Origin of the sequence: Aminipila sp., assembly GCF_032051575.1 — a bacterium.
Lineage (GTDB): Bacteria > Bacillota > Clostridia > Peptostreptococcales > Anaerovoracaceae > Aminipila.
This window is the reverse complement of record NZ_DAMBYD010000007.1, coordinates 202,365-227,861: the sequence shown is the minus strand read 5'-3', so window position 1 is coordinate 227,861 and position 25,497 is coordinate 202,365. Positions and strand designations below refer to the sequence as shown.

Below are 25,497 nucleotides of genomic sequence, written 5' to 3'. Positions count from 1 at the left end.
AAGGGGTATACATTTATTATTTAGGAGGATACAAGTAATGGAAGTTTTAAAAGTGTCAGCAAAGTCAAATCCCAATTCAGTAGCAGGAGCACTTGCAGGTGTGTTAAGGGAAAAAGGAGATGCGGAGATACAGGCCATAGGGGCTGGAGCTTTAAATCAGGCAGTAAAGGCTGTTGCAATCGCCAGAGGGTTTGTAGCACCAGGAGGCGTAGACTTGATTTGTGTGCCAGCATTCACAGATATACTAATCGATGGTGAGGAGCGAACTGCTATTAAGTTAATTATTGAACCTCGGTAGAAGGTTACATAATAAAACACCCTTAGGTTTTAAAACCTAAGGGTGTTTTGTTTTACTTTCTATAAAAATATCATTGAAAAAAAGAATAATTTTAGCAAGATTAGGGAAAATACCTAAAAGTGTTATGAATAAAAGTTATTGAGAGAGGAGCTTAAATATGATATTAACTGAAAAAGAAACCATGCTTTTAAATGATTTAAAGTCGGAGGAAAAACTTTGCATTGACAAATATAATAAGTATGCATCTCAGGCTTGTGACGAACAGCTGAAAAACATATTTTCCAGCATTGGGCAGACAGAGCAGAATCACTATGATACAATTACTCAGATGTTAAATGGAACAGTTCCCAGCATGAATATGGGCAGTAATCAGAAACCTAACTTACAAACAAGTTCACAGCAGAATTTAACTCAACAGCAATCCTTTGGACAAGATCAGAAAAAGAATGACGAATATCTTTGCACTGATGCATTAGGAACTGAAAAACATGTATCGTCAACTTATAATACCTGTATATTTGAGTTTAAAGATGAAAATGCAAGAAATACTTTAAACCATATACAGAAGGAAGAACAAGAACATGGGAAAAAGCTTTATGATTATATGTCCCAAAATGGTATGTATAGTTAATTGAACTTCACTAAAATTCACAACAACCTACAAAATCAACAAAAATATCATAATTGTATTGAAATTTAAAGGCTCAGATGGTATAATATAAAGGTATGGTTATACGACTTAATATAATTAAGAGCTACATTGGGTGGCTCTTAATTATTGTGTATAAATATTTTAAAGATAGATGTGACACGTAAATGAATTAAAGAATCAGATAGATACAATCTTTAATCAGTCAAAATGGAGGTACAATTAAAATATGATAAATGTTACAAATGTAAGTATGAATTTTAGCGGAACTACACTTTTTAAAGATGTAGATTTAAAGTTTAACCCGGGAAACTGTTATGGTATTATCGGTGCAAACGGAGCGGGTAAGTCAACTTTTTTAAGAATCTTATCGGGTGATTTAGACCCTACAACTGGAAGCGTTACTATTGGTAAGGATATGAGAATGTCAGTACTTAAACAGGATCACTTTGCCTTTGATGAATTTAATGTAATGGATGCTATTATTCAGGGAAATCCTAGACTTTACCAGATTATGAAGGAAAAGGATGCCCTTTATGCAAAAGAGGATTTTACAGATGAAGATGGAATTAAGGCTTCAGAACTGGAAGGGGAATTTGCAGAACTTGATGGATGGGAAGCTGAGTCAGATGCAGGAAAATTAATTCAGGGCTTAGGACTTTCAGTAGATATTCTCTATAATGAAATGAGCACGCTTACTGAAAAAGAAAAGGTTAAGGTATTGTTAGCACAGGCCTTATTTGGAAAACCTGAAATTATCCTATTGGACGAGCCTACAAACGGACTTGATATCGTAGCTATTAACTGGCTTGAAGATTTCCTTTTGGATTATACAGGAACCATGCTTGTTGTATCCCATGACAGACATTTCTTAAATACTGTATGTACTAACATCGTTGATGTAGATTATGGTAAAATCAAGATGTATGTAGGTAACTATGAATTCTGGTATGAATCATCACAGTTAGTACAGCGAATGCTTAAGGATCAGAACAAGAAAAATGAAGATAAGATTAAAGAATTACAAGGATTTATTCAAAGATTCTCTGCTAATAAATCTAAGTCAAAGCAGGCTACATCAAGAAGAAAGCTGATTGAGAAATTAACCGTTGACGAAATGCCATCCTCATCAAGAAGATATCCTTATGTTGGATTCCAAATGGATAGAGAAGCAGGTAAGGAACTTTTAACAGTAGAAGGTATCTCAAAGACAATTGATGGTATAAAAGTTCTTGATAATGTTTCTTTTAGATTAAACAAAGGGGATAAGGTTGCTTTTGTAGGTGAAAATGAAATAGCCAATACTACCTTGTTTAAGATATTGATGGAAGAAATAGAACCGGATGAAGGTACATTTAAGTGGGGGGTAAGTACTTCTCAGTCATATTTTCCAAGAGAAAATGGTGAGTTCTTTGATGAATGTGATCTAGGAATTATCAAGTGGTTAGGACAGTTTACAACAGAAACTACAGAAACATTCCTTAGAGGGTTCTTAGGAAGAATGCTTTTCTCTGGAGATGATGTGTACAAACCAGTAAAGGTTTTATCTGGAGGAGAGAAGGTTCGTTGTATGCTTTCAAGAATGATGTTATTTGGATCAAATATCTTAGTTCTTGACCAGCCAACAAATCATTTAGACCTTGAATCTATTACAGCACTTAATAATGGTTTAATTGATTTTAAGGGTAATTTGCTATTTGCATCGCATGACCATGAGTTTATTCAGACCATTGCAAATAGAATAATTGAAATTCAGGAAGATGGAAGTATAACTGACAAAGTATGTACTTATGATGAATTTATAGAGCAGTTTGGAAAATAGTATATGAATAATATAAGGCGAGTGAAAATCTGAAGGATTTTCGCTCGTTTTTTCGTTTGTTTAGAAAAATAAGATGGTGAGACGGTTAAAGTCAGGAAGTTATTTTTTAAATTTTTAGAATTATTTGAATGATTGTAGACAAAAAATTAAGTACATGTTATGATAAATAAAAAACATAACATGTGTTATGTTTTAATAATAATTAAATATAGCCGTAATTGTTATACCTTAATATGGAATAACAGAATTAAATAATATTCGATTTTGATTGTTATAGTATGCAGATAAAAGGAGGGAAACCTGCTATGAGCACATTTAAAGTTCTTGAAATCAAACAAAGTGTTTTTGAAAACAATGACAAGCAAGCAGAGTTGCTTAGAGAACAGTTAAAGAAAGAAAAAACATTTTTATTGAATTTAATGTCATCACCAGGTTCAGGGAAGACGACTACTGTATTACGAACAATAGAGGCTTTAAAAGATGAAATGACAATTGGAGTTTTGGAAGCAGATATTGACTCTGATGTAGACGCATGTGCAGTTGCTGAAACAGGAGTTAAGGTAATTCAATTACATACAGGGGGGATGTGTCACCTTGATGCGAGTATGACAGAACAAGGAATATCAGAATTAAATACAAAAGATATTGATTTGGCCATATTAGAAAATGTAGGTAATTTAGTTTGTCCCGCAGAATTTGATACAGGTGCCTGCAAAAATGCCATGATTTTAAGTATTCCAGAAGGAGATGACAAACCTTTGAAATATCCTCTAATGTTTTCAGTTGTTGATGTTTTGCTCGTTAACAAAATAGATGCAATGGACTATTTTGATTTTAATATAGATAAGGTAAAAAAGCGTGCTGAAAAATTAAATCCAGCTATTAAGGTTCTTCCAATATCCGCCAAAACTGGCGAAGGTATGGAAGAATGGCTGCAATGGATTCAAGGTGAAGTGAAAAAATGGAACGAAAAGTAATACTGTAATTAAAATTAGGAGGCAACCAAATGGCAAAAGAAAAAGTGTTAGAACTTGCCAACAAAATTAGCAGAAAAAAAATGGGTTCAAAAAATGGCATTACAGTAAACGATCCCGAGTATAAAATTCTGGAACCTGTAGTTACAGATGAAATGGCTGAAATTGCACTTCACTTGGAGTTCCGAAAACCAATGAGTGCAGAAGAAATCGGAGCAAAGTGTGGTAAATTAACGGACGAAGCACAACAAGTTTTGTGGAAATTGGCAGTTGATGGGGTTTGTTTTGTTAATGTAATGGATGGGGTTGACAAATATTGGCATGACACTTGGGTTCCGGGAATTATGGAAATGATGGCAAACAACAAGGAAAATGTGAGAAAGTATCCTCAAATTGCTGAGGCATTTGAAGAATACGGAAGAGTAAGAGGACCGGCTACTGCTGGAAATTTCCCTGTGGGAATAGGGCTGATGCGAGTGATTCCTATAGAAAAATCCATCGATGGAGAATCCAGGAGAGCATCCTATGAAGAGGTTTCAAAGTATCTTAATGAAAATGATATTTTTTCCGTCTCTGATTGTTCCTGCCGTACTGTAAGAGAGATTATGGGCGAAGGGTGCGGGCATCTAAAAGAAGACATGTGCATTCAGATGGGGCATGCTGCTGAATATTATATTCGTACAGGAAGAGGCAGAAAAATATCAAGAGAAGAGGCGTTTGAGGTTATCAGAAAAGCAGAAGAGAATGGGCTGGTTCATCAAATTCCCAATACGGATGGTTTAGGTAAAACACATGCAATTTGTAATTGCTGCGGATGCTCCTGTTTATCATTAAGAACAGCAGAAATGTTTTTAAATCCAGACATGGTACGTTCAAATTATGTTTCTCATGTTGACAAAACAAAGTGTGTGGGCTGCGGAGAATGTGTGGAAGGGTGTCAAGTTAATGCTTTAAAATTAGGTCAAAAAATTTGCAGTAAGACACCTATTGAACAACCAAAAAGAACAGAGTTACCATATGATACGGAGTGGGGTTCCGAACATTGGAATCCGGATTATCGATATAATCGCCAGGAAGTTGTAGATACAGGGACAGCTCCTTGCAAGACAGAATGCCCTGCTCATATTGCAATCCCTGGGTACATAAAGCTTGCCTCTCAGGGCAGGTATACAGAGGCCTTAGAATTAATAAAGCATGAAAATCCGTTTCCTGCCGTATGCGGACGTATATGTCCAAGAAAATGTGAATCAGCATGTACCAGAGGAGACTTTGACGACCCTATTGCTATAGACGATATAAAGAAATTTATTGCAGAGCAGGATTTAAATCTGGATAAACGATACATACCTAAAGTGCGTCACAATTACGGAAATAAAATTGCTGTTATCGGTGGGGGACCGGCAGGACTGTCTTGTGCATATTTCTTAGCACTGGATGGCTATCATGTAACAGTTTTTGAAAAACAAGAGGTGCTTGGGGGAATGCTTTCCCTGGGAATTCCAGCCTTCAGATTAGAAAAGGATGTAGTTAATGCAGAAATAGATATTTTAAAGCAATTAAATGTTGAATTTAAGACAGGTATTGAAGTTGGTAAAGATATCAGCCTTAATGAATTACGTAAACGTGGATTTGAAGCTTTTTATCTGGCAATAGGAGCTCAGAAGGGAAGAAACCTAGGCATAGAAGGAGAAGAGGCAGACGCCGTTGTTGCAGGAGTTGACTTTTTACGGGATATAAATCTAGGCAAAAAAGTGGAACTAAAGGGAAAGGTAGTTGTAATCGGAGGAGGTAATGTTGCTATTGATGTGGCAAGGGCTGCAGTAAGAACGGGAAAAGCAAAAATCTGCATGTTTTGCCTTGAAAACCGTGAACAAATGCCTGCACTGGAGGAAGAGATAGAAGAAACTCTGAACGAAGATATTTCAATAAATAATTCATGGGGACCAAAACGAATTGTTACGGAAAATGGCCGAGTTTCTGGCGTGGAATTTAAAAAATGTGTCTCTGTATTTGATGAAAAGAAAAGATTCAGCCCAGCCTATGATGAAAATAAAACTATTTTTGTTGAAGCAGACCATGTACTTCTTTCGGTGGGCCAATCTATCCAGTGGGGCGGCTTAATTGAAGGTTCAAATATGGAGTTAAACCCGAACAACACAATAAAGGCCGATTTGTTTACTTTTCAGACCGGTGAACCAGATATATTTGCAGGTGGAGATGCAGTTACAGGACCTAAATTTGCAATTGATGCAATTGCAAGCGGTAAGCAGGGGGCAATTTCAATCCATAGGTATGTTCATCCTGGTCAGAGCTTAACTATTGGAAGAAGCAAGAGAAATTTTAAGTCATTAGATAAAGAAAATGTTGATTTTAGAGGATATGACTATATACCCAGACAAAAAGCAAATCCGGTTATGCAAACAAAGTCAAAAGACACATTTAGGGATTTGCGTGGAACCTTTACTGAGCAACAGGTAAAAAAAGAAACCGAACGCTGCTTAAGCTGTGGTGCCACTATTGTAGATGAATTCTTATGTGTAGGCTGTGGAGTTTGTACCACAAGATGCAAATTTGAAGCAGTTACACTTATTAGAAAATATGATGGAGAAGGTGCAGCATTTCAAGAAATGAAGCCAATTATTGTAAAGCACATATTAAAGCGAAAAGGAAGAATCGCATTAAAAAAGGCTAAAAGGTATTTAGGATTTAACGATAATAATTATAAATAGTTGTAGCCATTAAATGATAATGGGTGGTTAAATATGCATGAACTTGGTATTTTAATTGAGATTGTAAAGACTGTTGAAAATTTTGCAAAGAAAAACGAAGTAACACAGATTGATACGTTGATTCTTCAGATTGGAGAGTTATCGCCGGTAGTCCCCCGATATATACAAGATTGTTATCCTGCTGCAATTGATGGTACATTGTTGCAGTATACAAAACTGGAAATTGAAATGCTGCCGGGAAATGGAATTTGCAAACAGTGTAATAAAGTTTTTAATATTCTTGAAAGCGGTAAAAAATGCCCAAAGTGCGGAAGCACTCATTGGGAATTACTATGCGGAAGAGAAGTTAAAATTAAAGAAATTATTGCTTGCTGAAAAGGAGGAGATTTTATGTTTACTTTTAATTATGCGGAGGATGCGACTTTTTTCTCTGCATGGGGAATATGGCTTGTGGTTTTCGCAGGTTTGTTCTTATTTAATGAGTTTGCACGGCGATGGAAGTGGGCAGGATTTTTCAGTTTTATTGTTTTACCTGTTATCTTGAGCATAATGTGGGCAACGGTTTTAAAAGAGAAAACGTATACGGACTGGTTCCATCTTGCAAAGGTTTATTCTGCAACAGCAGGGTGCGTCGGGTTTTGGTGCATCAGACATATGGAGAAGACAGACAAGATAACAGGACAAATTACATGGAGACTTGCAGAAAATAAAATAGCTCTTTGCTTTCCCCCTTTGATACTGGCTATTAACATTTTAGAAGCTGTGACAAGGGACTTTCAGGTTGGAATGAACTATTGGCTTGCCAACTCGGGACCAATAGAAGGTGAAGTTGTAGGGGTAATGGGCGGACCGTGGAACTATATGAATGGAATAGCTGGGTTACTGAATATTATTACGATAACCGGATGGTTTGGAATTGTGATTCGTAAAAAAACAGAGAAAGATGGCAGCAGGGATATGCTATGGCCGGATATGCTGTGGTTCTGGATTATTGCATATGATATTTGGAATTTCACTTATACCTATAACTGTATTCCTACCCATTCATGGTATGCAGGGTTTGCTTTATTATTTGCGCCAACTCTTTGTGCCTTTACCCTTGGCAAAGGTGCATGGCTTCAACACAGAGCACAGACCTTGGCAATCTGGTGTATGTTTGCGCAGACCTTCCCATCCTTCCAAGACGAAGGAATGTTTGTGGTAAAATCTACATATAACCAAGGGTTATACACCTTCTGGGGAGCACTGGCACTGGCAAGTAATGTTGCAGTAGTTATTTATATGATTTATAAGATAAAAAAGACAAAGAAAAATCCATATACAGGCGAATTATATGTTGAGCGTAAAGAGTATAAGGAAGTTAAAGAGATGGCGGCATAAATTTTATAGAGTGTATTTATAGGGTTAGACAAACAAAAGTCTGACCCTTATTTATATTTAATATTATAGCAGGCTAAATAGTTTTATGATAATATAGAAATATAAATTAGTAAAAATGAGGAAAAAATGATGAGTGAAGTGAATAAAAGAAAACAACGAATAATTGATGCTGCTATTGAAGTGTTAAAGGAAAGTTCAATTGAAGAGACTACGGTTCGGAAAATTGCATTGAAAGCAGGTCTGACCACAGGTTCACTATATCATCATTATAAGAATAAAGACGAAATCATGTTTGATGTAATGAAGCAATCACTTCAATTTACCCATAAGATGGTAGAAACCGTAAAGGATGAAAGAATTGCAAGAAAAGGAAAAGAATTACTTTCTGAAATAGTTTCAGAAGTAACTAAAAGATTGTCTAAGATAGATGAGCAAAAACTGCATATCCTTTTGCTTAGTGATGTCATTGTTAAGGACAGGCCAATAAAGGATAAATATCAAAAGAATTACTTGGAAATCATAAAGAATACAGCTGATTTATTTGGAGAAGCTTTTGAAATACAAAATAATGAATATAAAAAAAGTGTGGCTTCCATACTGGTAGCTGCTGTGGATGGAATTGCCATACAGCAGGCATTAGGCGTTTTACCTGAAGATTTAAATAAAATGATAGATACGTTTAATGCATTCTTTACGGAAAGTATTCCGTTATTTCTTGAAAATCATATGGAGTAAAGGTTTCACCTGTTTTATTTTTGTTTGTTTACTATTTAAATTTCAAGAAAAAAGGTGTATAATATTTGGCTATATGATAGATAATGAATACTTTAATATTGTGGGTTGTATTTTATAAACTCAGTGGAACGGGAGTAAATATGGGTGCGATAAGTAATATAATTAACGAAAGCAAAAAAATTGTAATAAAATTAGGCAGTAATGTATTGTCAGATGAACATGGTAATGTAAACAAAACGGCATTACATAACATAGTGGAGCAGGTGCATGGTCTGATGCAGCTGGGAAAACAGGTAGTTATAGTGTCTTCAGGTGCCAGAATCTGCGGGATTGGTGCTATAAATAAATGGAGCAGAAAAGGAGACATTAACTATAAGCAGGCGCTTTGTGCAATTGGCCAAGTAGAACTTATGATGGCTTACAAAGAGTACTTTGGGGATTATGGCGTACATGTAGGACAAATTCTTCTTACCAAAGAAGATTTTGAAGAACATACAAGAAATCTAAATATAAGAAATGCTTTATTTACACTAATTGATGAGGGCGTAGTGCCTATTATCAATGAGAATGACAGTGTAAGTGTTGATGAAATAAAAATAGGGGATAACGATACTTTAAGTGCACTTACAGCAAGCCTTTGGAATGCAGACGCACTTATTATATTAAGTGATATAGATGGCGTTTTTGATAAAGACCCTAAGTCGTATAAGGATGCAAAGCTGATTGAAGAAATTGTTGATATTAATGAACTTTTGGGTAACATAGATGTAAAAGGAAAAAGTAGTTTTGGAACTGGAGGCATTACTTGTAAGATTGAAGCGGCAAGAAAAGTGAACCAATATGGAATACCACTGGTATTGTTGAATGGTAAGAAATTAAACATTATAAAGGATGCAGCATGCGATGAAGAAACTGGAACGGTTTTCTTTGGAAAGGCAGATTAAAATGAAACTTGGATTTATAGGCGCTGGAAACATGGGTGGAGCCATACTTAGAGGATACTTAGCATCAGGAAAAATTCAGTCTGAAGATGTATTTGTATGTGGAAGAAATATAGAAAAACTAGACAAGCTTTGTGCAGAACTTGGTGTTAAGGCATGCTATACTATTACAGAGCTGGTGGATATTTGTGATGTAGTAATGCTTGGGGTTAAGCCGAATGTGTTTCCTGATGTAATGCCGCAGGTGGCACAAAACTATACCAATGAAAAGATTCTGGTTTCAATGGCTGCAGGAATTACAATAGAGAGTATAAGTAATTACGTAGGTAAAGATGCTAGAATTGTAAGAGTAATGCCCAATACTCCAGCTATGGTAAACGAAGCTATGACCTCTGTAAGTAGAAATGCCAACGTGGACAATCAACAATTCGCTCCAATATTTGATATATTTAAATCCATAGGAGAGGCTGAAGAGGTTGATGAACATCTAATTCACTGTGTAATAGGAGTTAGTGGAAGTAGTCCGGCATACACGTATATGTACATTGATGCATTGGCAGAGGCAGCAGTAAAGAATGGAATGAATAAGGAACAAGCCATTATGTTTGCTGCCCAGTCCGTTCTGGGTGCAGCAAAGATGGTTCTGGAAACGGGTGTTGACCCAGTTCAACTTCGAATAAACGTCTGCTCTCCTGGTGGAACTACTATTGAGGCTGTAAATACCTTACAGGAAAAGGGCTTTGCAGAATTGGTTGAATCTGGTTTTCAAGCTGCTGTAGATAAATCTAAGTTAATGAGTAAATAAAAGGAGTTTATTATGACTTTTGAAGAAAAAACATTATCCAGTGAGATGATTTATGAAGGGGCAATTTTAAACTTAAGAAAAGATAAAGTTGAGGTTATAAATGGCCGTACTTCTTATAGGGAAATAGTGGAACATAATGGTGGGGTTGCTATGATTGCAGTAAAAGAAGATGGAAAAGTAATCATGGTTAAACAATTTAGAAAACCAATAGAAAAGGTCATTATGGAAATACCTGCAGGTAAAATTGAAAAAGGAGAGGACCCTTATAATACTGCAGTTCGTGAATTAAAAGAAGAGACTGGATATACTGCAGGCAAAATAGAGTATTTAACTAAATTTTATCCTTCCGTTGGGTATTCTAAAGAGGCATTATATATTTACCTTTGCACAGATTTGGTTCCAGGAGATACTGAATTTGATGAAAATGAAGCCCTTGATATCTTTGAGGTCGATTTGGATGAATTATTCAAAATGGCTGTAAATGGTGAGGTTGAGGACGGAAAAACAGCTATTGCAATCATGCAGGCATGGGCAAAGCTAAAGCTAAAATCAAACGAGCTTTGCAGCAATAGGTAGGAATATACTTTGAAGAATACAGCTTACAATAACTATAATGCATAAAAATGCATTAGCATAAAGGTATGAAGTATCTGAGGCATGAAAGCTTCTAACTATACCTTTATTTTTTTTGTATTTGAGGGATGAAGCTTTGTTAATGGCAACATTTGCAGATATAAAAATCGAGGGAATGAGCAGCGTATTTTGTGGGAACAGGGATAACACAATTATGAAAACTCCTTTAAGCGCTAAAGTCTCTAATATTAATGCACAACAATAACCTAGGGATAAACCTTTTATAAGTAATATCAGAGAAGACACGGGGTACGAAAATCGTGTATAACCTGATAAGGTAATCAAAGCAATGGCCAGTATATTGGTTATTATTGAACCCATTAATCCAACAATTGAACTGCCAGTGCCGGTGGTAGTATCAATGGGAGAACGAAGCACAGACTGGAGATAATATTGCATGTCTGATTTGATATCAGTGTTCATCATAACTTCGAAAAATACGCCAGTAGAAATGCCAAAAATGAAAACAAAAAATAGCATTGCCGTACATTCTTTAGAATAAGATAGTGTTTCAATTGTATTTGATAAAATTGTTTTTCTCATGTTAATATCCTCTTAAAAACAACGGTAGTTATGATTAAAGGATATGCTGTTGAAGTCAAAAATAGTACAATAATATATATTATTATTGTAAACCTTCTCCCACTAGAGTATACTAATTACATAAGGGGAAATTAATGGAGACAAAAATGAATGATTATTTTGAGCAATTTAAAAAGTATTTAACCAGTGAACGCAGGATGTCTGAAAACTCTTTGCAAGCTTATTGCAGGGACGTCTTAGAATATAGCAGATTTTTAGAAGAAAAGAATATTGGTAAGTTGGATGACGCCTCAAATACTGAGGTTGTTTCTTTTGTTCTTAAGTTAAAAAATGATGGGAAGTCTTCGGCTACTGTAAACAGAAAAGTAGCTTCTTTAAGAGCCTTTTATAACTTCATGGCTGCTAAAGGGTATGTAAAAGAGAATCCTGTTGTCAATATAAAATCTCCTAAAATTGAACGTAAGCAACTAGAATATCTAACAATCGAAGAAATAGACAAATTATTGTCACTGCCAGACGATTCTATAAAGGGCCAAAGAGATAAAGCAATTTTAGAATTAATGTATGCAACTGGCATTAGAGTCAGTGAGCTAATAGAAGCAAAGGTGGAGGATATCAACTTAAGGCTTGGATTTATTACTTGCAATGGGGAACATGGTAAGGCTAGAATTATTCCAATGGGAAGACCTGCAAGGGCGGCTGTTGAAAATTACATATTTGAAATTAGAGATAAGCTGATAAAGACTAAAGATGCAGAACATCCACAGGAAGCTTTATTTGTAAACTATTTTGGAGAAAAATTAACTCGGCAGGGATTATGGAAAATTCTAAAAGAGTATGCAGAACAAGCTGGAATTGATAGTAAGATTACACCGCAGACCCTAAGGAATTCTTTTGCCGTACATATGATTCAGAATGGTGCAGATTTAAAATCTTTACAAGAATTAATGGGACACGAGGATATAACGGCTACGCAGATTTATTTATCCGTAACCAAAAATCGTATAAAAGATGTATATGACAGAACCCATCCAAGAGCATAAATAGAATTTTTAGAAAATTTATAAACAGTATTGACAAATTATTTTAATATGTTTATAATCAAATGCATATTTATTAACAAAGGCGTTAACTAATTTTAGTTGACGCCTTTTCGATTATGAAGAAGTATGCATAGTATAAATAAGGAGATAGTTCATAAAAATCTTTCTAGAAAGTATAAATAATTATTGACAGGTGGGGTTGATATATATATAATAAATGAATATTTATAAACAAAGGCGTTTACTTATACAAGTTGACGCTTTTTTAAAACGTAGGAAATATCGCTTGCGGTATTGACGAAGTTTCATAAAAAGCTACGGCTAAAACGCGAGCGAATGCGAGCTATAAATGCCTCGGAGAGGCTTTTTTTATAAATTAAAATGCTTTAAGTTGTTAAAGGAATAAATTCCTTCTGCTTAAAAATAAAAAAGATGAAAATAAAAAGAAATGAGGTAAAAGATGATGAAGACAGTGATTAAGAAATTATTTGTTATTGGTATGACTGTAAGTTTAGTACTTTCTTTTGTTGCATGCGGAACTAAGGAGGAGAGTTCCCAGGCAGCAAAAGAGGATGATACAAAGATACTAAGAGTTGGGATGGAATGTGCATATGCCCCTTTTAACTGGACACAGTCAGATGATTCAAATGGTGCGGTACCAATTGCGGGTACAAAGGATTATGCAAATGGCTATGACATTATGTATGCATCAAAGATAGCTGAGGAGATGGGATACAAATTAGAAGTGCATAAGATTGAATGGGATGGTCTTATTCCTGCATTGCAAACTGATAAAATTGATGCAATTGTTGCTGGTATGTGTATGACAAACGAAAGAAAGGAAAGTATTGACTTTTCAAATATTTATTATCAGGCTGATTTAGTTCCACTAACTATGAAGGGGAGTAAATATGAAAAGGCAGCTTCTCTTGAAGAACTATCTGGAGCTACTGTAACTTCACAGTTAAATACAATTTGGTATGATATATTAGACCAGATTCCTAATGCAAATAAAACTCCTGGTATTGATACTGTTCCTGGTGTAATTGTCTCATTAACTTCAGGAAAATCTGACATAGTAACAGTAGACAAGCCAACAGCAATGGCTGCAATGGCTGCTAACCCTGATATTGTAATGCTTTCTTTAGATAAAGGAAACTTTAAAGTAGATAATGGTGATGTAGATATGGGTGTTGCAGTTAAAAAAGGCAATAGTGATTTATTGAAGGCTGTTAATAAAGTTGTAGACACTATTACGGCAGAAGAAAGAGATGCAATGATGAATAAGGCTATTGGAATTCAGCCGCTTTCATAATTTGAGAATGACTTGAATATTGGAGGATAAAGGAGGAATTTTAATGGAACGAACTTCATTACAGTGGATACAGCTCTTTTTAAATGAATATGGTACTTCATTTTTAAAAGGAGCTGCAGCCACATTGGAAATTGCATTAATAAGTACAATCATTGGTTGTATCATCGGGTTTATAGTAGGTGTAATTAGAAGCATTAATCTATCTCCTGAAGAAGTTTGGTATAAAAAATTTTTACTATATATAATAAATGCAGTACTTGCTGTTTATGTAGAAATATTTAGAGGAACTCCAATGATGGTACAGGCCATGGTAGTTTATTATGGTTCACAGGCTTTATTTGGGATAAATCTTACTGCAGCTGTTGCCAGTTATCTGGTTGTATCAGTTAATACAGGAGCCTACATGGCTGAAACAGTAAGAGGTGGTATACAGTCTATTGAAGATGGTCAACTAGAAGCAGCGCAGGCATTAGGGATGAGGCATATAGATGCTATGGCTTGTGTTATAATACCACAGGCATTTTTTAATATATTACCCCAAATAGGTAATAATTTAATAATAAATATAAAAGATACTTCCGTGTTAAATGTAATTTCATGTACAGAGCTTTTCTTTGTAACAAAATCGGTTACGGGTACTTATTACAGGTATTTCGAACCTTTCTTTATTGCATGTATATTGTATTTAATCATGACGTTTACCCTGTCCAGGCTGCTTAGATTACTGGAAAGGAAAATGCAAGGACAGGATCACTATAAATTAGTAGATAGAGCTGATTTTATGGATGATAATTTTGGGAATGGAACTTTAAAAGTAAAGATGTCAGGAGGTTCTGTATAATGAAAACATTAAATATAAATGAAGGAGCATTTATTGAAGAGATTCCATTACTGCAGGTTGAACATCTGGAAAAAAGTTTTGGAGAGCATAAAGTACTTATGGATGTTGACTTTAAAACATATAAAGGAGATGTTGTCTGCATAATTGGATCATCAGGTTCAGGCAAATCTACATTGTTGAGATGTATGAATATGTTGGAAAGACCATCTGGAGGGTGCATTTATCATAAAGGACAGTCTATAAACGGAAAACCTTCACAGGTGGCGCAGTATAGGGCAAAAGTTGGAATGGTTTTTCAGCAGTTTAATCTTTTTAATAATCTGACGGTGTTGGAGAACTGCATGCTTGGACCTAAAAGGGTATTAAAAAAGAGCCGTCAGGAAGCGAAGGATTTAAGCATAAAATATTTAGACAAGGTTGGAATGCTACCATATATTAATGCAAAGCCACATCAATTATCAGGTGGACAGAAACAGAGAGTGGCCATAGCAAGGGCTTTAGCTATGGAACCTGAAATATTACTGTTTGATGAACCTACTAGCGCCCTTGATCCAGAAATGGTTGGAGAGGTTTTAGATGTTATGAGAAAACTTGCAAACGAAGGGCTGACCATGATTATTGTTACTCATGAAATGGCTTTTGCCAGAGACGTGTCGTCACGTACAGTATTTATGGACAAAGGAATCATTGTTGAAGATGAATCGCCTAGAATATTATTTACGGAACCGAAAAATGAAAGAACAAAAGAATTCCTTTCCAGATTCCTTATAGCTTAAAATATACTTGCAATAAGCCAAGCAGTATGGTATAGTAGATAAGGTTATTACGGACGGTCCTCTGGACATTGTAAAATGTTGAGATACAAATATTTTATCTAAGATTATTTATTTTAGATTTTGCCATGAACGTCTTGGGAAGGAAGGAGGAAATAACAATGAATGTAATGCAGGTAATTGCACAGGAATACTCAAGAGATGATATTCCACAGTTTAATGTTGGTGATACAGTAAAAGTACACATCAAGATTAAAGAAGGTAACAGAGAAAGAGTTCAGATATTCGAAGGTTTTGTACTAAAGAAGCAGAACGGTGGTATCAGTCAAACTTTTACAGTTAGAAGAATTGCTTCTGGCGTAGGTGTAGAAAAGACATTTCCTATTAACTCACCAAAAATCGATAAGGTTGAGGTTGTTAAGAGAGGTGATGTAAGAAGAGCTAAGCTTAACTACATGAGAGAAAGAACTGGTAAGGCTGCTAGAATTAAGAGCAAGCACGAATAGTGAAATCGAGGGGACCCTTTGCGGGTTCCCTTATTTTTTTAGAATAATGATATAATAAAATAGAAAAAAACAAATAATGTAATAAAGATGTTATATGTTTAGAGGTGAAAGCATGATTGAAAATATAAACTGGTATCCAGGGCATATGAAAAAAACCAGGGAATTAATACAGGCAAATCTTAAAATGGTTGACCTTGTTATAGAGGTTATTGATGCAAGAATACCGGTTTCCAGTAGAAATCCTATTATAAACGATTTAATAGGGGGCAAGCAGCGAGTAATCATTTTAAATAAAGTAGATTTAGCTGATAGCAGGCAAAATGACCGTTGGACACGACTCTTTAAGGATGAAGGGCATTTTGTTGTGCCTATGAACTGCATGAATGGTAGTGGAGTATCTAGCTTGTTGAGCCTGCTTTCAAAATACCAAGACGCCAGAAATGAGGAATTGTTAAGAAAAAGAAATGTGAGAATGATGATTGTAGGTGTTCCGAATGTAGGGAAATCCTCGTTAATTAATAGACTTTTAGGCAAAAAAAGCGCTAAGACAGGAGACAAGCCTGGAGTTACGAGAGGTAAGCAATGGCTGACTTTGGCTAACGGAATGCAGTTATTAGATACACCGGGAATCTTATGGCCTAAATTTGAAGATCCTGAAGTTGGACTGAATTTAGCGTTTTGTGGTTCTATAAGAGATGAAACTATGGATTTGGCTTCTTTAGCCCTTGAATTGATTGGTGTATTACAGAATGAATACCCTGAAGAACTAATGGAAAGATACAAGCTTATAGAGCTTGGCGAAATGCCGTTAGATACCATGGAAGCTATTGCTGTTAAGCGTGGCTTTATTCTGTCAGGTAAAAGAATTGATTATGAAAGGACTGCCAGAACGGTTCTTGATGAATTCAGAGCAGGTGGGATTGGAAAAATCACCTTGGAGCATTGTGAGGAATAATGAACAAAGAAGAAAGAGAAGCTTTGCTAAAAGAAAGACTTGCTGAAATGAACAAGTATGAAAACGATTTACGTAAAAATGGGATTTCTTTTATAGCAGGTGTAGATGAGGTTGGGAGAGGACCATTAGCTGGACCAGTGGTTACTGCTTGTGCTGTTCTTCCTCCAGATTTTGATGTACTTGGAGTTGATGATTCAAAAAAGCTTTCAGAGAAAAAAAGGGAAGAGCTATTTGAAAAAATTAAGGAAAAGGCCATTGCCTATGCTATAGGCATGGCAGATAACCAAGTAATTGATGATATTAATATATTAGAAGCCACAAAGCTGGCCATGGCGGAAGCTGTTTTAAAAGTTGACAAAACACTTAAAGAGCAGGGTGAAAACGGCATAGAGCATGTATTAATTGATGCACTGACGCTAAAAAGCGTGGATATACCTCAAACTGGAATTATAAAAGGAGATGCGAGTAGTGTGTCAATAGCAGCAGCTTCTATTTTAGCAAAGGTAACAAGAGACCGAATGATGGTAGAATATGCAGAAAAATTTACAGATTATGCTTTTGAAAAAAATAAAGGTTATGGTACCAAAGCACATTATGAAGGCATAGAGAAGGCAGGAATTTGTGAAATACATAGAAAAACCTTTTTAAAGAAAATTTTACTTTAAGGCAGTAAAAGACTAATAGAATAATAAAATAGAATGATAGACCAAAAAAACCTGTAGACATTGATTTACCTAGGGAAATTAGCATAGAGAGAACTAAAAAAAAACACTTTAAATATTCTGTAAATTGTTGACAAGTTTTTTACTAAAGGGTAATCTATTAAGGTAGTCTAAAGTGGAAAAAAGAGGAGGAAATGACATGAAAATTAGCAAACTACTAAAGGAGCGGGTATCTTTCTCTTTTGAAGTGTTCCCCCCTAAAATGGAGCAATCCTTAGAACCTCTAAAGGAAACGCTGGAGCAGCTTTATAAGTTTAAACCTGATTTTATTAGTTGTACATATGGAGCAGGAGGGACCAATAAGGGAAGAAGCACAGAATTATGCGAAATTATAGAAAAGAGTGGTCATGATGTAATGACACACTTCACTTGCATTGGAAACACTAAACAGGATGTATTGGACTACATCCACGAATATGTTTCCGTGGGTGTAGAAAATGTTTTGGCACTGCGAGGAGATATCCCTCATGGCCTGGATGGAACAAATGGTGATTTTAGCAATGCAAATCAATTGATTTCTTTTATAAAGGAAAATTTCCCTGATTTATGTCTTGCTGCTGCTTGTTATCCTGAAAAACACATGGAAGCAGTTTCCATAGAAGAAGATATAAACTATTTGAAATTAAAGCAGGACTGTGGTGCAGAATTTTTAATGACACAGCTTTGTCATGATGTGGAAGCTTATGAAAGGTTTGTTGATAAAATTCGAAAGAAGCAGATTGAACTACCTGTTATAGTGGGTATAATGCCGGCACTTTCTAAGGACAGCATTATTCGAATGACGGTTTCAAATGGTTGTTCTATTCCGAGAGAATTAGCTGAGATTATTGGAAAGTATGGGGACAACCCTGAAGACTTCAAAAAAGCAGGGAAAGAGTATACTGCAAAACAAATTTCTAAATATATGGATGCAGGGATAAATGGTTTACACATTTATTCTTTAAATAAATATAAAGACATCGTGGATATTCTAAATGCATCGGATATTCATAAATAAGTAATTAATTACAGTGATGGGATGGATTATTAGAAAGGTTAGGACGTAGTATGGAATTTAAGAGCGACATTCAGATTGCACAAGAAACAAAAGCACTTCATATAGGTGAAATTGCTAAAATTGCTGGGGTGGATGAAAAGTATCTGGAACTTTACGGAAACCATAAAGCAAAAGTTGACTACAACATTTTAAGTGATAAAGCAGATGCACCTGATGGAAAACTAATTTTAGTAACAGCGATCTCTCCAACTCCTGCAGGAGAAGGAAAAACTACTACAACAGTTGGTTTGGCCGATGGTCTTAAAAAAATTAATAAGAATGTTATTGTAGCTTTAAGAGAACCTTCATTAGGACCTGTATTTGGAGTAAAGGGAGGAGCTGCTGGCGGCGGATATGCACAGGTTGTTCCTATGGAAGACATAAACCTTCACTTTACAGGGGATATGCATGCCATTGGGGCTGCAAATAACCTTTTAGCAGCATTACTTGATAATCATATTCAGCAGGGAAATGCCCTTAATATTGATCCTAGAAAAATCACTTGGAAGCGATGCGTTGACATGAATGATCGTCAACTAAGATTTGTAATAGATGGTCTAGGTGGTAAACCAAATGGTTCACCTAGGGAAGACGGCTTTGACATTACTGTAGCAAGTGAAATTATGGCTATTCTATGTATGTCTAAGGATATTGAAGATCTAAAGGAAAGAGTTAAGAAAATTATTGTTGGATATACTTATGATGATAAGCCTGTTACAGCAGGAGAATTAAAAGCACAAGGTGCAATTGCCGCATTGCTGAAAGATGCATTAAAGCCTAACCTTGTTCAGACACTTGAACACAACCCTGCGTTTATACATGGGGGACCATTTGCGAACATTGCCCATGGATGCAATTCCATTATGGCTACAAGAATGGGACTTAAGTTAGCGGATTATGTTGTTACTGAAGCTGGTTTCGGTGCGGATCTTGGTGCAGAAAAATTCATTGACATTAAGTGCAGAACGGCTAATATTCAACCTTCAGCAGTAGTTATCGTAGCTACAGTTCGTGCCTTAAAACATCACGGAGGTGTTGCTAAAGCAGATTTAAATAATGAAAATCTGGATGCTTTAGAAAAAGGACTTCCTAATTTGTTACAGCATGTTGAAAATATTACTAAAGTATTTAAACTACCAGCAGTAGTTGCTATCAATGCTTTCCCAACTGATACAGCAGCAGAACTTGCCCTGGTTGAGAAGAAGTGCAGGGAATTGGGTGTAAATGTTGCACTTAGTGAAGTTTGGGCTAAGGGCGGTGAAGGTGGAAAGGCACTTGCAGAAGAAGTTGTAAAACTATGTGAACAGCCAAATGATTTTTCATATAGCTATTCACTGGATATGAGTATTGAAGAGAAACTAAATGCGATTGCAACTAAGATTTATCATGCAGATGGCGTGGCATTTACTGCGAATGCAAAGAAGCAGATGGCACAGTTAGAGGAACTTGGATTTGGAAACATTCCTATTTGTGTAGCGAAGACACAGTATAGCTTCTCTGATGATGCTAAACTTTTGGGAGCACCAAAAGGATTTATACTAACTGTTAGAAACTTAAAAGTTTCAGCTGGAGCAGGTTTCATAGTAGCTTTAACCGGAGATATTATGACAATGCCTGGACTGCCTAAGGTACCAGCAGCAGAAAAGATTGATGTAGACAATACTGGAAAGATATCCGGATTGTTCTAGGAAGGAATAAATGGTATGAATTTTGTTAAAGGATCATGTGAAGATTTTGTAACAGTTCTTGCCAGCAAAGCACCAATTCCCGGTGGTGGTGGGGCGTCTGCATTAGTAGGCGCCATTGGTGCTGCACTGGGAAATATGGTAGCTTCTCTGACTGTGGGAAAGAAAAAATACGCAGATGTAGAGGAGCAGATGTATTTGCTTAAGGATAAAACAGAAAATCTTCAGAGAGAACTGCTTGAACTTGTAGGTAGAGATGCGGAAGTCTTTGAACCTTTATCAAAGGCTTATGGGATGCCAAAAAATACTGAAGATGAGATAGCAGAAAAAGACAAGGTTATGGAACACGCTTTAAAAGAAGCTTGTTCTGTGCCATTAGAAATAATGAAGAAATGCTGTGAAGCAATAGAACTTCATAGGGAATACGCAGAAAAGGGCAGTGCTTTAGCTGTTAGTGACGCTGGCGTAGGAGTAGTTTTCTGCAAGGCGGCTTTACAAGGAGCCAGTTTGAATGTTTTTATAAATACGAAGGCAATGAAAGAAAAGGAATATGCGGATAAAATTAATATTGAAGCAAAGACCTTATTAACCCAATATGAGAAAATGGCAGATGAAATTTATAGCGATGTACTCGCTAAACTAGTAAAGGAGTAGAGTAGTTTATGGCACAGATTTTAAAAGGCAAAGAGGTTGTTGACGCTGTAAATGAAAAACTTAGAGCAGAAGTTTCACTTCTTAAAGAAAAGGGCGTAACACCTACACTTGGAATCATCAGAGTAGGTGCAAAAGTAGAAGATATTTCTTATGAGAAGGGTGCTATAAAGTGCGCTGAGTCTATCGGCGTAGATGTAAAGAAATACCTTTTTAAGGAAAACATTACTCAGGAACAGCTATTAAATGTAATAGCTGCAATTAATCTTGATTTAACCGTTCATGGTGTGATATTATTTAGACCATTACCAGATCATATTGATGATAATACCATTAGAAAAGCGTTACTTGCATCTAAAGATGTTGACGGTATCACAGACCAGTCTATGGCTGGCGTGTATACGGGAACAGATTTAGGGTATCCGCCATGTACACCAAGAGCTTGTATAGAAATTTTAGACCATTATGGTATTGATATAACAGGTAAAAAGGTTGCAGTAGTAGGAAGAAGTTTAGTAGTAGGAAGACCAGCTGCTATGATGGTACTAGGTAAGAATGGAACACCGATTATTTGTCACACAAAAACCGAGGATATGAAAGACATTTGTAAGAGTGCAGATGTATTAATCGTATCAGCGGGACAGGCAAAGACAATAGGCCCTGAATATTTAAATGAAGGCCAAGTAGTTATTGACGTTGGTATAAATATGACTGATGAAGGAAAACTTTGTGGTGATGTGGATTTTGATGCAGCGCAAAATATTGTGAAAGCAATAACTCCGGTGCCTGGAGGGGTTGGCAGAGTTACAACCAGCCTGCTTATGATGCACGTTATCGATGCGGCGAAGAAAACAATCTAAATTTTGATAAATATAACAGCAAATTGGAAAGAGCGGCCTTTATCGTAGAGATAGGTCGTTTTTTCTAGGAAAAGGAGTGCATTTATGGATATGTTAACAAGACCAAGAAGGCTTAGGTTAGATGAAAGAGTTAGAAATATGACAAGGGAAACAAGGATATCTAGAGATTCCTTAATTTACCCCATTTTTGTAGAAGAAGGAAAGAACATTAGAACAGAAATTGCTACTATGCCAGGACAGAAAAGATACAGTATTGATACAATGGGAGAAGAACTAGAGGCTGTATCAAGGGCAGGAGTTAAGAGTATTATGCTTTTTGGGGCACCGGCACATAAAGATGAATGTGGTAGTGGAGCTTATGATGAGCATGGTATTATTCAGGAAGCCTTAAGGGCAGCTAAAAAAGATTTTCCTGATTTGTATTACATAGGAGATGTATGTATGTGTGAATACACTTCTCACGGACATTGTGGTATAATTAAAGGCGATACAGTTGACAACGACAAAACCTTGCCGCTTTTGGCTAGAACGGCAGTATCGCAGGTTAAAGCAGGGGCTAACATGATTGCGCCTTCTGATATGATGGATGGCAGAGTTCTAGCAATTCGAGAAGCATTAGATGAAGCTGGTTATGAAGACACACCAATTATGTCTTACGCTGCTAAATATGCATCTGCTTTTTATGGACCATTTAGAGAAGCTGCGGGTTCGGATAACTTTAAAGGCAACAGAAAGACATATCAGATGGATTACCACAATAGAAGAGAAGCACTGAAAGAAGTATTTTTGGATCTTGAAGAGGGTGCTGATATTGTCATGGTTAAACCAGCATTGTCTTATCTGGATATTATCAGAGAGGTCAGAGATCATGTAGATGTTCCGGTAGCAGCTTACAGTGTAAGTGGGGAATATGCCATGATAAAGGCAGCAGGTATGGCTGGAATGGTAGATGAAGCTGCTACCATTGCAGAAACTACTACCAGCATTTTCAGGGCAGGGGCTGACATGCTTATTACTTATTTTGCGAAGGAAATTGCAGAGATGATTCGAAGCGGAAGAATTGGATAAGCCATCCATTAGTGCACTTTAAAATTTATGGAGGAAATATTTATTATGAATAGCAAGACAGATACATCAGAAGCTTTATTTGAAGAGGCAAAAAAATATATACCCGGAGGAGTAAACAGTCCTGCAAGAGCATTTCAGGCAGTGGGTACAACTCCAAGATTTATAGAAAAAGCGGATGCACAATTCATTTATGATGTGGATGGAAATAAATATACAGATTATATTGGCTCATGGGGGCCAATGATTCTTGGAAATAACAACCCTAGGGTTCTAAAGACAGTACAGGAAACGATTATAAATGGCTTAAGCTTTGGTGCGGCTACTGAAAGAGAAATAACCATGGCAAAGCTTGCCTGTGAAATGGTTCCGTGTTTTGAGATGGTAAGAATGGTAAACTCAGGAACGGAGGCTACCATGTCTGCTCTTCGTACAGCAAGAGGATATACAGGAAGAAGTAAGATTATAAAGTTTGAAGGATGCTATCATGGGCACAGTGACGGCCTTTTAGTTAAAGCGGGTTCAGCACTGATTGCAGAGGGTGGCTCACCAGACAGCGCAGGTGTTACAGCTAATTGTGCTAAAGACACGCTGACTGCAAAGTATAATGATTTGGATAGTGTAGAAAAACTTTTTGAAGAATATAAGGGAGATGTTGCAGCTGTTATCATTGAGCCAGTTGCAGCTAATATGGGTGTTGTGCTTCCGAAAGATGGCTTTTTAAAACAGCTTCGTGATATTTGTGATGCAAACAAAACGGTACTTATTTTTGACGAAGTTATAACCGGTTTTAGATTAGCACCTGGTGGTGCACAGCAACTTTTTGGAGTAACTCCGGATATGGCTACTTTCGGAAAAATAATTGGCGGAGGAATGCCTGTAGGCGCTTATGGCGGTAAGCGCGAAATCATGGAGTGTGTAGCACCAGTAGGAAAAGTTTATCAGGCAGGTACTCTGAGTGGAAATCCAGTAGCCATGGCTGCAGGTATAGCACAGCTTACCTATTTGAATGAAAATCCTGGCGTTTATGAACATATAAATGCTTTGGGAGAAATGTTATACGGAGGCCTTGCAGAGATTATTGAAACGGCAAAGGCGAATTGTACGATAAATTATATAGGTTCTATTGGAACTTTGTTCTTTACAAGCGGGCCTGTTACAGATTATGAATCTGCAAAAAAATCCGATTTAAAACAGTATGCAAAATATTTTCAACACATGATGAATAGTGGGAATTACTTTGCTCCTGCTCAGTTTGAGGCAATGTTTATATCAAATGCCCACACAGAATCAGACATTAAAAAGACACTGGAGGATGCGGCAAAATTCTTTGGGATATAAAAAAGTGCAATTTGTTGTGAAATTGATGCAATAAGTTGATAGAATGCATTTAGGGGGTTGTATGACCCCCTATTTTAGTGTTACAATATATTTCGACAATTGAAATACTATAGGTGCCCGGAAATTCCTGCCGGGAGAATAGGGAAGTTGGGTTAAATGCCCACGCGGTCACGCCGCTGTAATGGATGAGTTATACTTTATTAGCCACTGTGAAAATGGGAAGGGAAAGTATAACGTTGAAACCAAAGCCAGAAGACCTGCCTAAAGTATCGGATTCTGTTTGGTCATGCGATCATAACAGAAGTTACACTTTTTTTACGGACGATGAATAAGTGTAATAAGTGGGGCTTATTGTCGGCTCCCGTATTACGCTATTCTGTATGTTCAGAATGGCGATTTTTTATTTAGGAGGAATAATTATAATGAAAAAAACAAGAACAGAACGAGCATTGTTTGTTTTGAGCATGGTAGTTGCTATAGTATTAGCGGTACCTACTCTTTCCAGTGCAATGCACATCATGGAGGGATATCTTCCATTAAATTATTGTATTATATGGGGTGTAATATGTGTACCATTTGTGGTGGCAGGTTTTATATCCATAAAGAAAACCATTGCACACGATAGAAAATTGCTGCTGATATTAGTTATGGTAGCAGCATATGCGTTTGTATTATCAGCTTTAAAGATTCCATCCGTAACAGGGAGCAGTTCACATCCTACAGGAACAGGACTAGGCGCCATTTTATTTGGACCATCGGCTATGTGTATAATCGGACTAATCGTATTACTTTTCCAGGCTATTTTACTTGCTCATGGCGGGCTTACTACACTTGGAGCAAATACTTTTTCAATGGCTATAGCAGGACCATTTGTTTCCTTTGCAGTTTATACGATTTGCAATAAAATGAAAGCACCTAAATCGTTTGGCGTATTTTTAGCAGCTTGTCTTGGAGATTTATTTACATATTGTGTGACTGCCGTACAGTTGGCGTTAGCTCATCCATCACAGGTGGGAGGATTCACAGCTTCCTTAGTTGAGTTTCTAGGCATATTTGCAATTACTCAGATTCCTCTTTCAGTTATAGAGGGACTTATAGCCGTAGTTGTAATGAAGGGGCTTGAAAGCTTTGCACAGCCTGAGTTGGAGTCGTTGGGATACTATGGGACTCTTAAGGCAGTATGTTAGGAGGTAAC

Annotated in this window: 26 protein-coding genes and 1 riboswitch; of the genes, 25 read left to right on the top strand and 1 reads right to left on the bottom strand. The window is 36.5% G+C overall.

From position 1 onward, the window contains the following. The first annotated feature begins 37 nt into the window (after window positions 1-37). The 11 genes from RTW14_RS11645 (at window position 38) to RTW14_RS11595 (ending at window position 10,909) form a co-directional block, all read left to right on the top strand. On the top strand, window positions 38-298 hold the full coding sequence (locus RTW14_RS11645; RefSeq protein ID WP_312651417.1) for a stage V sporulation protein S: 261 nt from the start codon (window positions 38-40) through the stop codon (window positions 296-298). A gap of 157 nt (window positions 299-455) precedes the next feature. Beyond that, entirely contained in the window at window positions 456-929 is a 474-nt protein-coding gene (locus tag RTW14_RS11640; RefSeq protein ID WP_312651414.1) for a spore coat protein, read from the top strand. Between the two features lie 247 nt (window positions 930-1,176). Continuing rightward, window positions 1,177-2,769 carry an ABC-F family ATP-binding cassette domain-containing protein gene (locus tag RTW14_RS11635; RefSeq protein WP_312651412.1) on the top strand — a complete coding sequence of 531 codons (1,593 nt, stop codon included), beginning with the start codon at window positions 1,177-1,179 and terminating at the stop codon, window positions 2,767-2,769. 305 nt (window positions 2,770-3,074) lie between these two features. Further along, on the top strand, window positions 3,075-3,746 hold the full coding sequence (hypB, locus tag RTW14_RS11630; RefSeq protein WP_312651409.1) for a hydrogenase nickel incorporation protein HypB: 672 nt from the start codon (window positions 3,075-3,077) through the stop codon (window positions 3,744-3,746). A 29-nt stretch (window positions 3,747-3,775) separates the two neighbouring features. Beyond that, window positions 3,776-6,472: an FAD-dependent oxidoreductase gene (locus RTW14_RS11625; RefSeq protein ID WP_312651406.1), complete on the top strand. Its 2,697-nt coding sequence runs from the start codon at window positions 3,776-3,778 to the stop codon at window positions 6,470-6,472. A gap of 33 nt (window positions 6,473-6,505) precedes the next feature. After that, window positions 6,506-6,847, top strand: coding sequence for a hydrogenase maturation nickel metallochaperone HypA/HybF (locus RTW14_RS11620; RefSeq protein ID WP_312651403.1), 342 nt, complete (start codon window positions 6,506-6,508; stop codon window positions 6,845-6,847). 15 nt (window positions 6,848-6,862) lie between these two features. Further along, the gene (locus RTW14_RS11615) at window positions 6,863-7,852 is read left to right on the top strand and encodes a DUF5692 family protein (protein WP_312651400.1); all 990 of its coding nucleotides are present in this window, start codon (window positions 6,863-6,865) and stop codon (window positions 7,850-7,852) included. Window positions 7,853-7,981: 129 nt separating this feature from the next. Then, window positions 7,982-8,587 (top strand): TetR/AcrR family transcriptional regulator, encoded by a 606-nt coding sequence (locus RTW14_RS11610; RefSeq protein ID WP_312651397.1) that lies wholly within the window; start codon window positions 7,982-7,984, stop codon window positions 8,585-8,587. Window positions 8,588-8,727: 140 nt separating this feature from the next. After that, a complete protein-coding gene (gene proB / locus RTW14_RS11605; RefSeq protein WP_312651394.1) occupies window positions 8,728-9,531 on the top strand; it encodes a glutamate 5-kinase in 804 nt (267 codons plus the stop codon). Beyond that, window positions 9,491-10,333, top strand: coding sequence for a pyrroline-5-carboxylate reductase (gene proC, locus RTW14_RS11600; RefSeq protein ID WP_312651390.1), 843 nt, complete (start codon window positions 9,491-9,493; stop codon window positions 10,331-10,333). Before proB ends, proC begins: the two co-directional genes overlap by 41 nt. Window positions 10,334-10,345: 12 nt before the next feature. Next, a complete protein-coding gene (locus RTW14_RS11595; RefSeq protein ID WP_312651386.1) occupies window positions 10,346-10,909 on the top strand; it encodes an NUDIX hydrolase in 564 nt (187 codons plus the stop codon). Here RTW14_RS11595 and RTW14_RS11590 read toward each other — a convergent pair. Next, window positions 10,883-11,509, bottom strand: coding sequence for a stage II sporulation protein M (locus tag RTW14_RS11590; protein WP_312651383.1), 627 nt, complete (start codon window positions 11,507-11,509; stop codon window positions 10,883-10,885). The genes RTW14_RS11595 and RTW14_RS11590 overlap by 27 nt on opposite strands. A gap of 134 nt (window positions 11,510-11,643) precedes the next feature. Between RTW14_RS11590 and RTW14_RS11585 the strand changes: the two genes are divergently transcribed. The 14 genes from RTW14_RS11585 (at window position 11,644) to RTW14_RS11520 (ending at window position 25,489) form a co-directional block, all read left to right on the top strand. Further along, window positions 11,644-12,552, top strand: a complete 909-nt coding sequence (locus tag RTW14_RS11585; RefSeq protein ID WP_312651380.1) for a site-specific tyrosine recombinase — start codon at window positions 11,644-11,646, stop codon at window positions 12,550-12,552. A gap of 460 nt (window positions 12,553-13,012) precedes the next feature. Next, on the top strand, window positions 13,013-13,867 hold the full coding sequence (locus tag RTW14_RS11580) for a transporter substrate-binding domain-containing protein (protein WP_312651376.1): 855 nt from the start codon (window positions 13,013-13,015) through the stop codon (window positions 13,865-13,867). Between the two features lie 43 nt (window positions 13,868-13,910). Next, the gene (locus RTW14_RS11575) at window positions 13,911-14,708 is read left to right on the top strand and encodes an amino acid ABC transporter permease (protein WP_312651372.1); all 798 of its coding nucleotides are present in this window, start codon (window positions 13,911-13,913) and stop codon (window positions 14,706-14,708) included. Further along, a complete protein-coding gene (locus RTW14_RS11570; protein ID WP_331654439.1) occupies window positions 14,708-15,484 on the top strand; it encodes an amino acid ABC transporter ATP-binding protein in 777 nt (258 codons plus the stop codon). The genes RTW14_RS11575 and RTW14_RS11570 overlap by 1 nt, the downstream gene beginning before the upstream one ends. Before the next feature lie 158 nt (window positions 15,485-15,642). After that, the gene (rplS, locus tag RTW14_RS11565; protein WP_312651370.1) at window positions 15,643-15,987 is read left to right on the top strand and encodes a 50S ribosomal protein L19; all 345 of its coding nucleotides are present in this window, start codon (window positions 15,643-15,645) and stop codon (window positions 15,985-15,987) included. A 112-nt stretch (window positions 15,988-16,099) separates the two neighbouring features. Then, window positions 16,100-16,942 carry a ribosome biogenesis GTPase YlqF gene (gene ylqF / locus RTW14_RS11560; protein ID WP_312651368.1) on the top strand — a complete coding sequence of 281 codons (843 nt, stop codon included), beginning with the start codon at window positions 16,100-16,102 and terminating at the stop codon, window positions 16,940-16,942. Continuing rightward, window positions 16,942-17,607, top strand: a complete 666-nt coding sequence (locus RTW14_RS11555; RefSeq protein WP_312651366.1) for a ribonuclease HII — start codon at window positions 16,942-16,944, stop codon at window positions 17,605-17,607. The genes ylqF and RTW14_RS11555 overlap by 1 nt, the downstream gene beginning before the upstream one ends. 196 nt (window positions 17,608-17,803) lie before the next feature. Further along, window positions 17,804-18,661 carry a methylenetetrahydrofolate reductase gene (locus RTW14_RS11550; protein WP_312651364.1) on the top strand — a complete coding sequence of 286 codons (858 nt, stop codon included), beginning with the start codon at window positions 17,804-17,806 and terminating at the stop codon, window positions 18,659-18,661. A 50-nt stretch (window positions 18,662-18,711) separates the two neighbouring features. Then, entirely contained in the window at window positions 18,712-20,388 is a 1,677-nt protein-coding gene (locus RTW14_RS11545; RefSeq protein ID WP_312651362.1) for a formate--tetrahydrofolate ligase, read from the top strand. A gap of 15 nt (window positions 20,389-20,403) precedes the next feature. Next, window positions 20,404-21,039, top strand: coding sequence for a cyclodeaminase/cyclohydrolase family protein (locus tag RTW14_RS11540; protein ID WP_312651358.1), 636 nt, complete (start codon window positions 20,404-20,406; stop codon window positions 21,037-21,039). Between the two features lie 8 nt (window positions 21,040-21,047). Further along, window positions 21,048-21,896 carry a bifunctional 5,10-methylenetetrahydrofolate dehydrogenase/5,10-methenyltetrahydrofolate cyclohydrolase gene (locus tag RTW14_RS11535; RefSeq protein ID WP_312651354.1) on the top strand — a complete coding sequence of 283 codons (849 nt, stop codon included), beginning with the start codon at window positions 21,048-21,050 and terminating at the stop codon, window positions 21,894-21,896. Between the two features lie 90 nt (window positions 21,897-21,986). Continuing rightward, window positions 21,987-22,964, top strand: coding sequence for a porphobilinogen synthase (gene hemB / locus RTW14_RS11530; protein ID WP_442871573.1), 978 nt, complete (start codon window positions 21,987-21,989; stop codon window positions 22,962-22,964). A 45-nt stretch (window positions 22,965-23,009) separates the two neighbouring features. Further along, window positions 23,010-24,302: a glutamate-1-semialdehyde 2,1-aminomutase gene (hemL, locus tag RTW14_RS11525; RefSeq protein ID WP_312651348.1), complete on the top strand. Its 1,293-nt coding sequence runs from the start codon at window positions 23,010-23,012 to the stop codon at window positions 24,300-24,302. 94 nt (window positions 24,303-24,396) lie between these two features. Further along, window positions 24,397-24,581: riboswitch (cobalamin riboswitch) on the top strand. 143 nt (window positions 24,582-24,724) lie between these two features. Then, window positions 24,725-25,489, top strand: coding sequence for an energy-coupling factor ABC transporter permease (locus tag RTW14_RS11520; protein WP_331654438.1), 765 nt, complete (start codon window positions 24,725-24,727; stop codon window positions 25,487-25,489). The last annotated feature ends 8 nt before the right edge of the window (window positions 25,490-25,497 follow it).

Coding starts and splice junctions, on each gene's coding strand:
- RTW14_RS11645 (WP_312651417.1), top strand. CDS start 38: ATGGAAGTTTTAAAAGTGTCAGCAAAGTCAAATCCCAATTCAGTAGCA.
- RTW14_RS11640 (WP_312651414.1), top strand. CDS start 456: ATGATATTAACTGAAAAAGAAACCATGCTTTTAAATGATTTAAAGTCG.
- RTW14_RS11635 (WP_312651412.1), top strand. CDS start 1,177: ATGATAAATGTTACAAATGTAAGTATGAATTTTAGCGGAACTACACTT.
- hypB (WP_312651409.1), top strand. CDS start 3,075: ATGAGCACATTTAAAGTTCTTGAAATCAAACAAAGTGTTTTTGAAAAC.
- RTW14_RS11625 (WP_312651406.1), top strand. CDS start 3,776: ATGGCAAAAGAAAAAGTGTTAGAACTTGCCAACAAAATTAGCAGAAAA.
- RTW14_RS11620 (WP_312651403.1), top strand. CDS start 6,506: ATGCATGAACTTGGTATTTTAATTGAGATTGTAAAGACTGTTGAAAAT.
- RTW14_RS11615 (WP_312651400.1), top strand. CDS start 6,863: ATGTTTACTTTTAATTATGCGGAGGATGCGACTTTTTTCTCTGCATGG.
- RTW14_RS11610 (WP_312651397.1), top strand. CDS start 7,982: ATGAGTGAAGTGAATAAAAGAAAACAACGAATAATTGATGCTGCTATT.
- proB (WP_312651394.1), top strand. CDS start 8,728: ATGGGTGCGATAAGTAATATAATTAACGAAAGCAAAAAAATTGTAATA.
- proC (WP_312651390.1), top strand. CDS start 9,491: ATGAAGAAACTGGAACGGTTTTCTTTGGAAAGGCAGATTAAAATGAAA.
- RTW14_RS11595 (WP_312651386.1), top strand. CDS start 10,346: ATGACTTTTGAAGAAAAAACATTATCCAGTGAGATGATTTATGAAGGG.
- RTW14_RS11590 (WP_312651383.1), bottom strand. CDS start 11,509: ATGAGAAAAACAATTTTATCAAATACAATTGAAACACTATCTTATTCT.
- RTW14_RS11585 (WP_312651380.1), top strand. CDS start 11,644: ATGGAGACAAAAATGAATGATTATTTTGAGCAATTTAAAAAGTATTTA.
- RTW14_RS11580 (WP_312651376.1), top strand. CDS start 13,013: ATGATGAAGACAGTGATTAAGAAATTATTTGTTATTGGTATGACTGTA.
- RTW14_RS11575 (WP_312651372.1), top strand. CDS start 13,911: ATGGAACGAACTTCATTACAGTGGATACAGCTCTTTTTAAATGAATAT.
- RTW14_RS11570 (WP_331654439.1), top strand. CDS start 14,708: ATGAAAACATTAAATATAAATGAAGGAGCATTTATTGAAGAGATTCCA.
- rplS (WP_312651370.1), top strand. CDS start 15,643: ATGAATGTAATGCAGGTAATTGCACAGGAATACTCAAGAGATGATATT.
- ylqF (WP_312651368.1), top strand. CDS start 16,100: ATGATTGAAAATATAAACTGGTATCCAGGGCATATGAAAAAAACCAGG.
- RTW14_RS11555 (WP_312651366.1), top strand. CDS start 16,942: ATGAACAAAGAAGAAAGAGAAGCTTTGCTAAAAGAAAGACTTGCTGAA.
- RTW14_RS11550 (WP_312651364.1), top strand. CDS start 17,804: ATGAAAATTAGCAAACTACTAAAGGAGCGGGTATCTTTCTCTTTTGAA.
- RTW14_RS11545 (WP_312651362.1), top strand. CDS start 18,712: ATGGAATTTAAGAGCGACATTCAGATTGCACAAGAAACAAAAGCACTT.
- RTW14_RS11540 (WP_312651358.1), top strand. CDS start 20,404: ATGAATTTTGTTAAAGGATCATGTGAAGATTTTGTAACAGTTCTTGCC.
- RTW14_RS11535 (WP_312651354.1), top strand. CDS start 21,048: ATGGCACAGATTTTAAAAGGCAAAGAGGTTGTTGACGCTGTAAATGAA.
- hemB (WP_442871573.1), top strand. CDS start 21,987: ATGTTAACAAGACCAAGAAGGCTTAGGTTAGATGAAAGAGTTAGAAAT.
- hemL (WP_312651348.1), top strand. CDS start 23,010: ATGAATAGCAAGACAGATACATCAGAAGCTTTATTTGAAGAGGCAAAA.
- RTW14_RS11520 (WP_331654438.1), top strand. CDS start 24,725: ATGAAAAAAACAAGAACAGAACGAGCATTGTTTGTTTTGAGCATGGTA.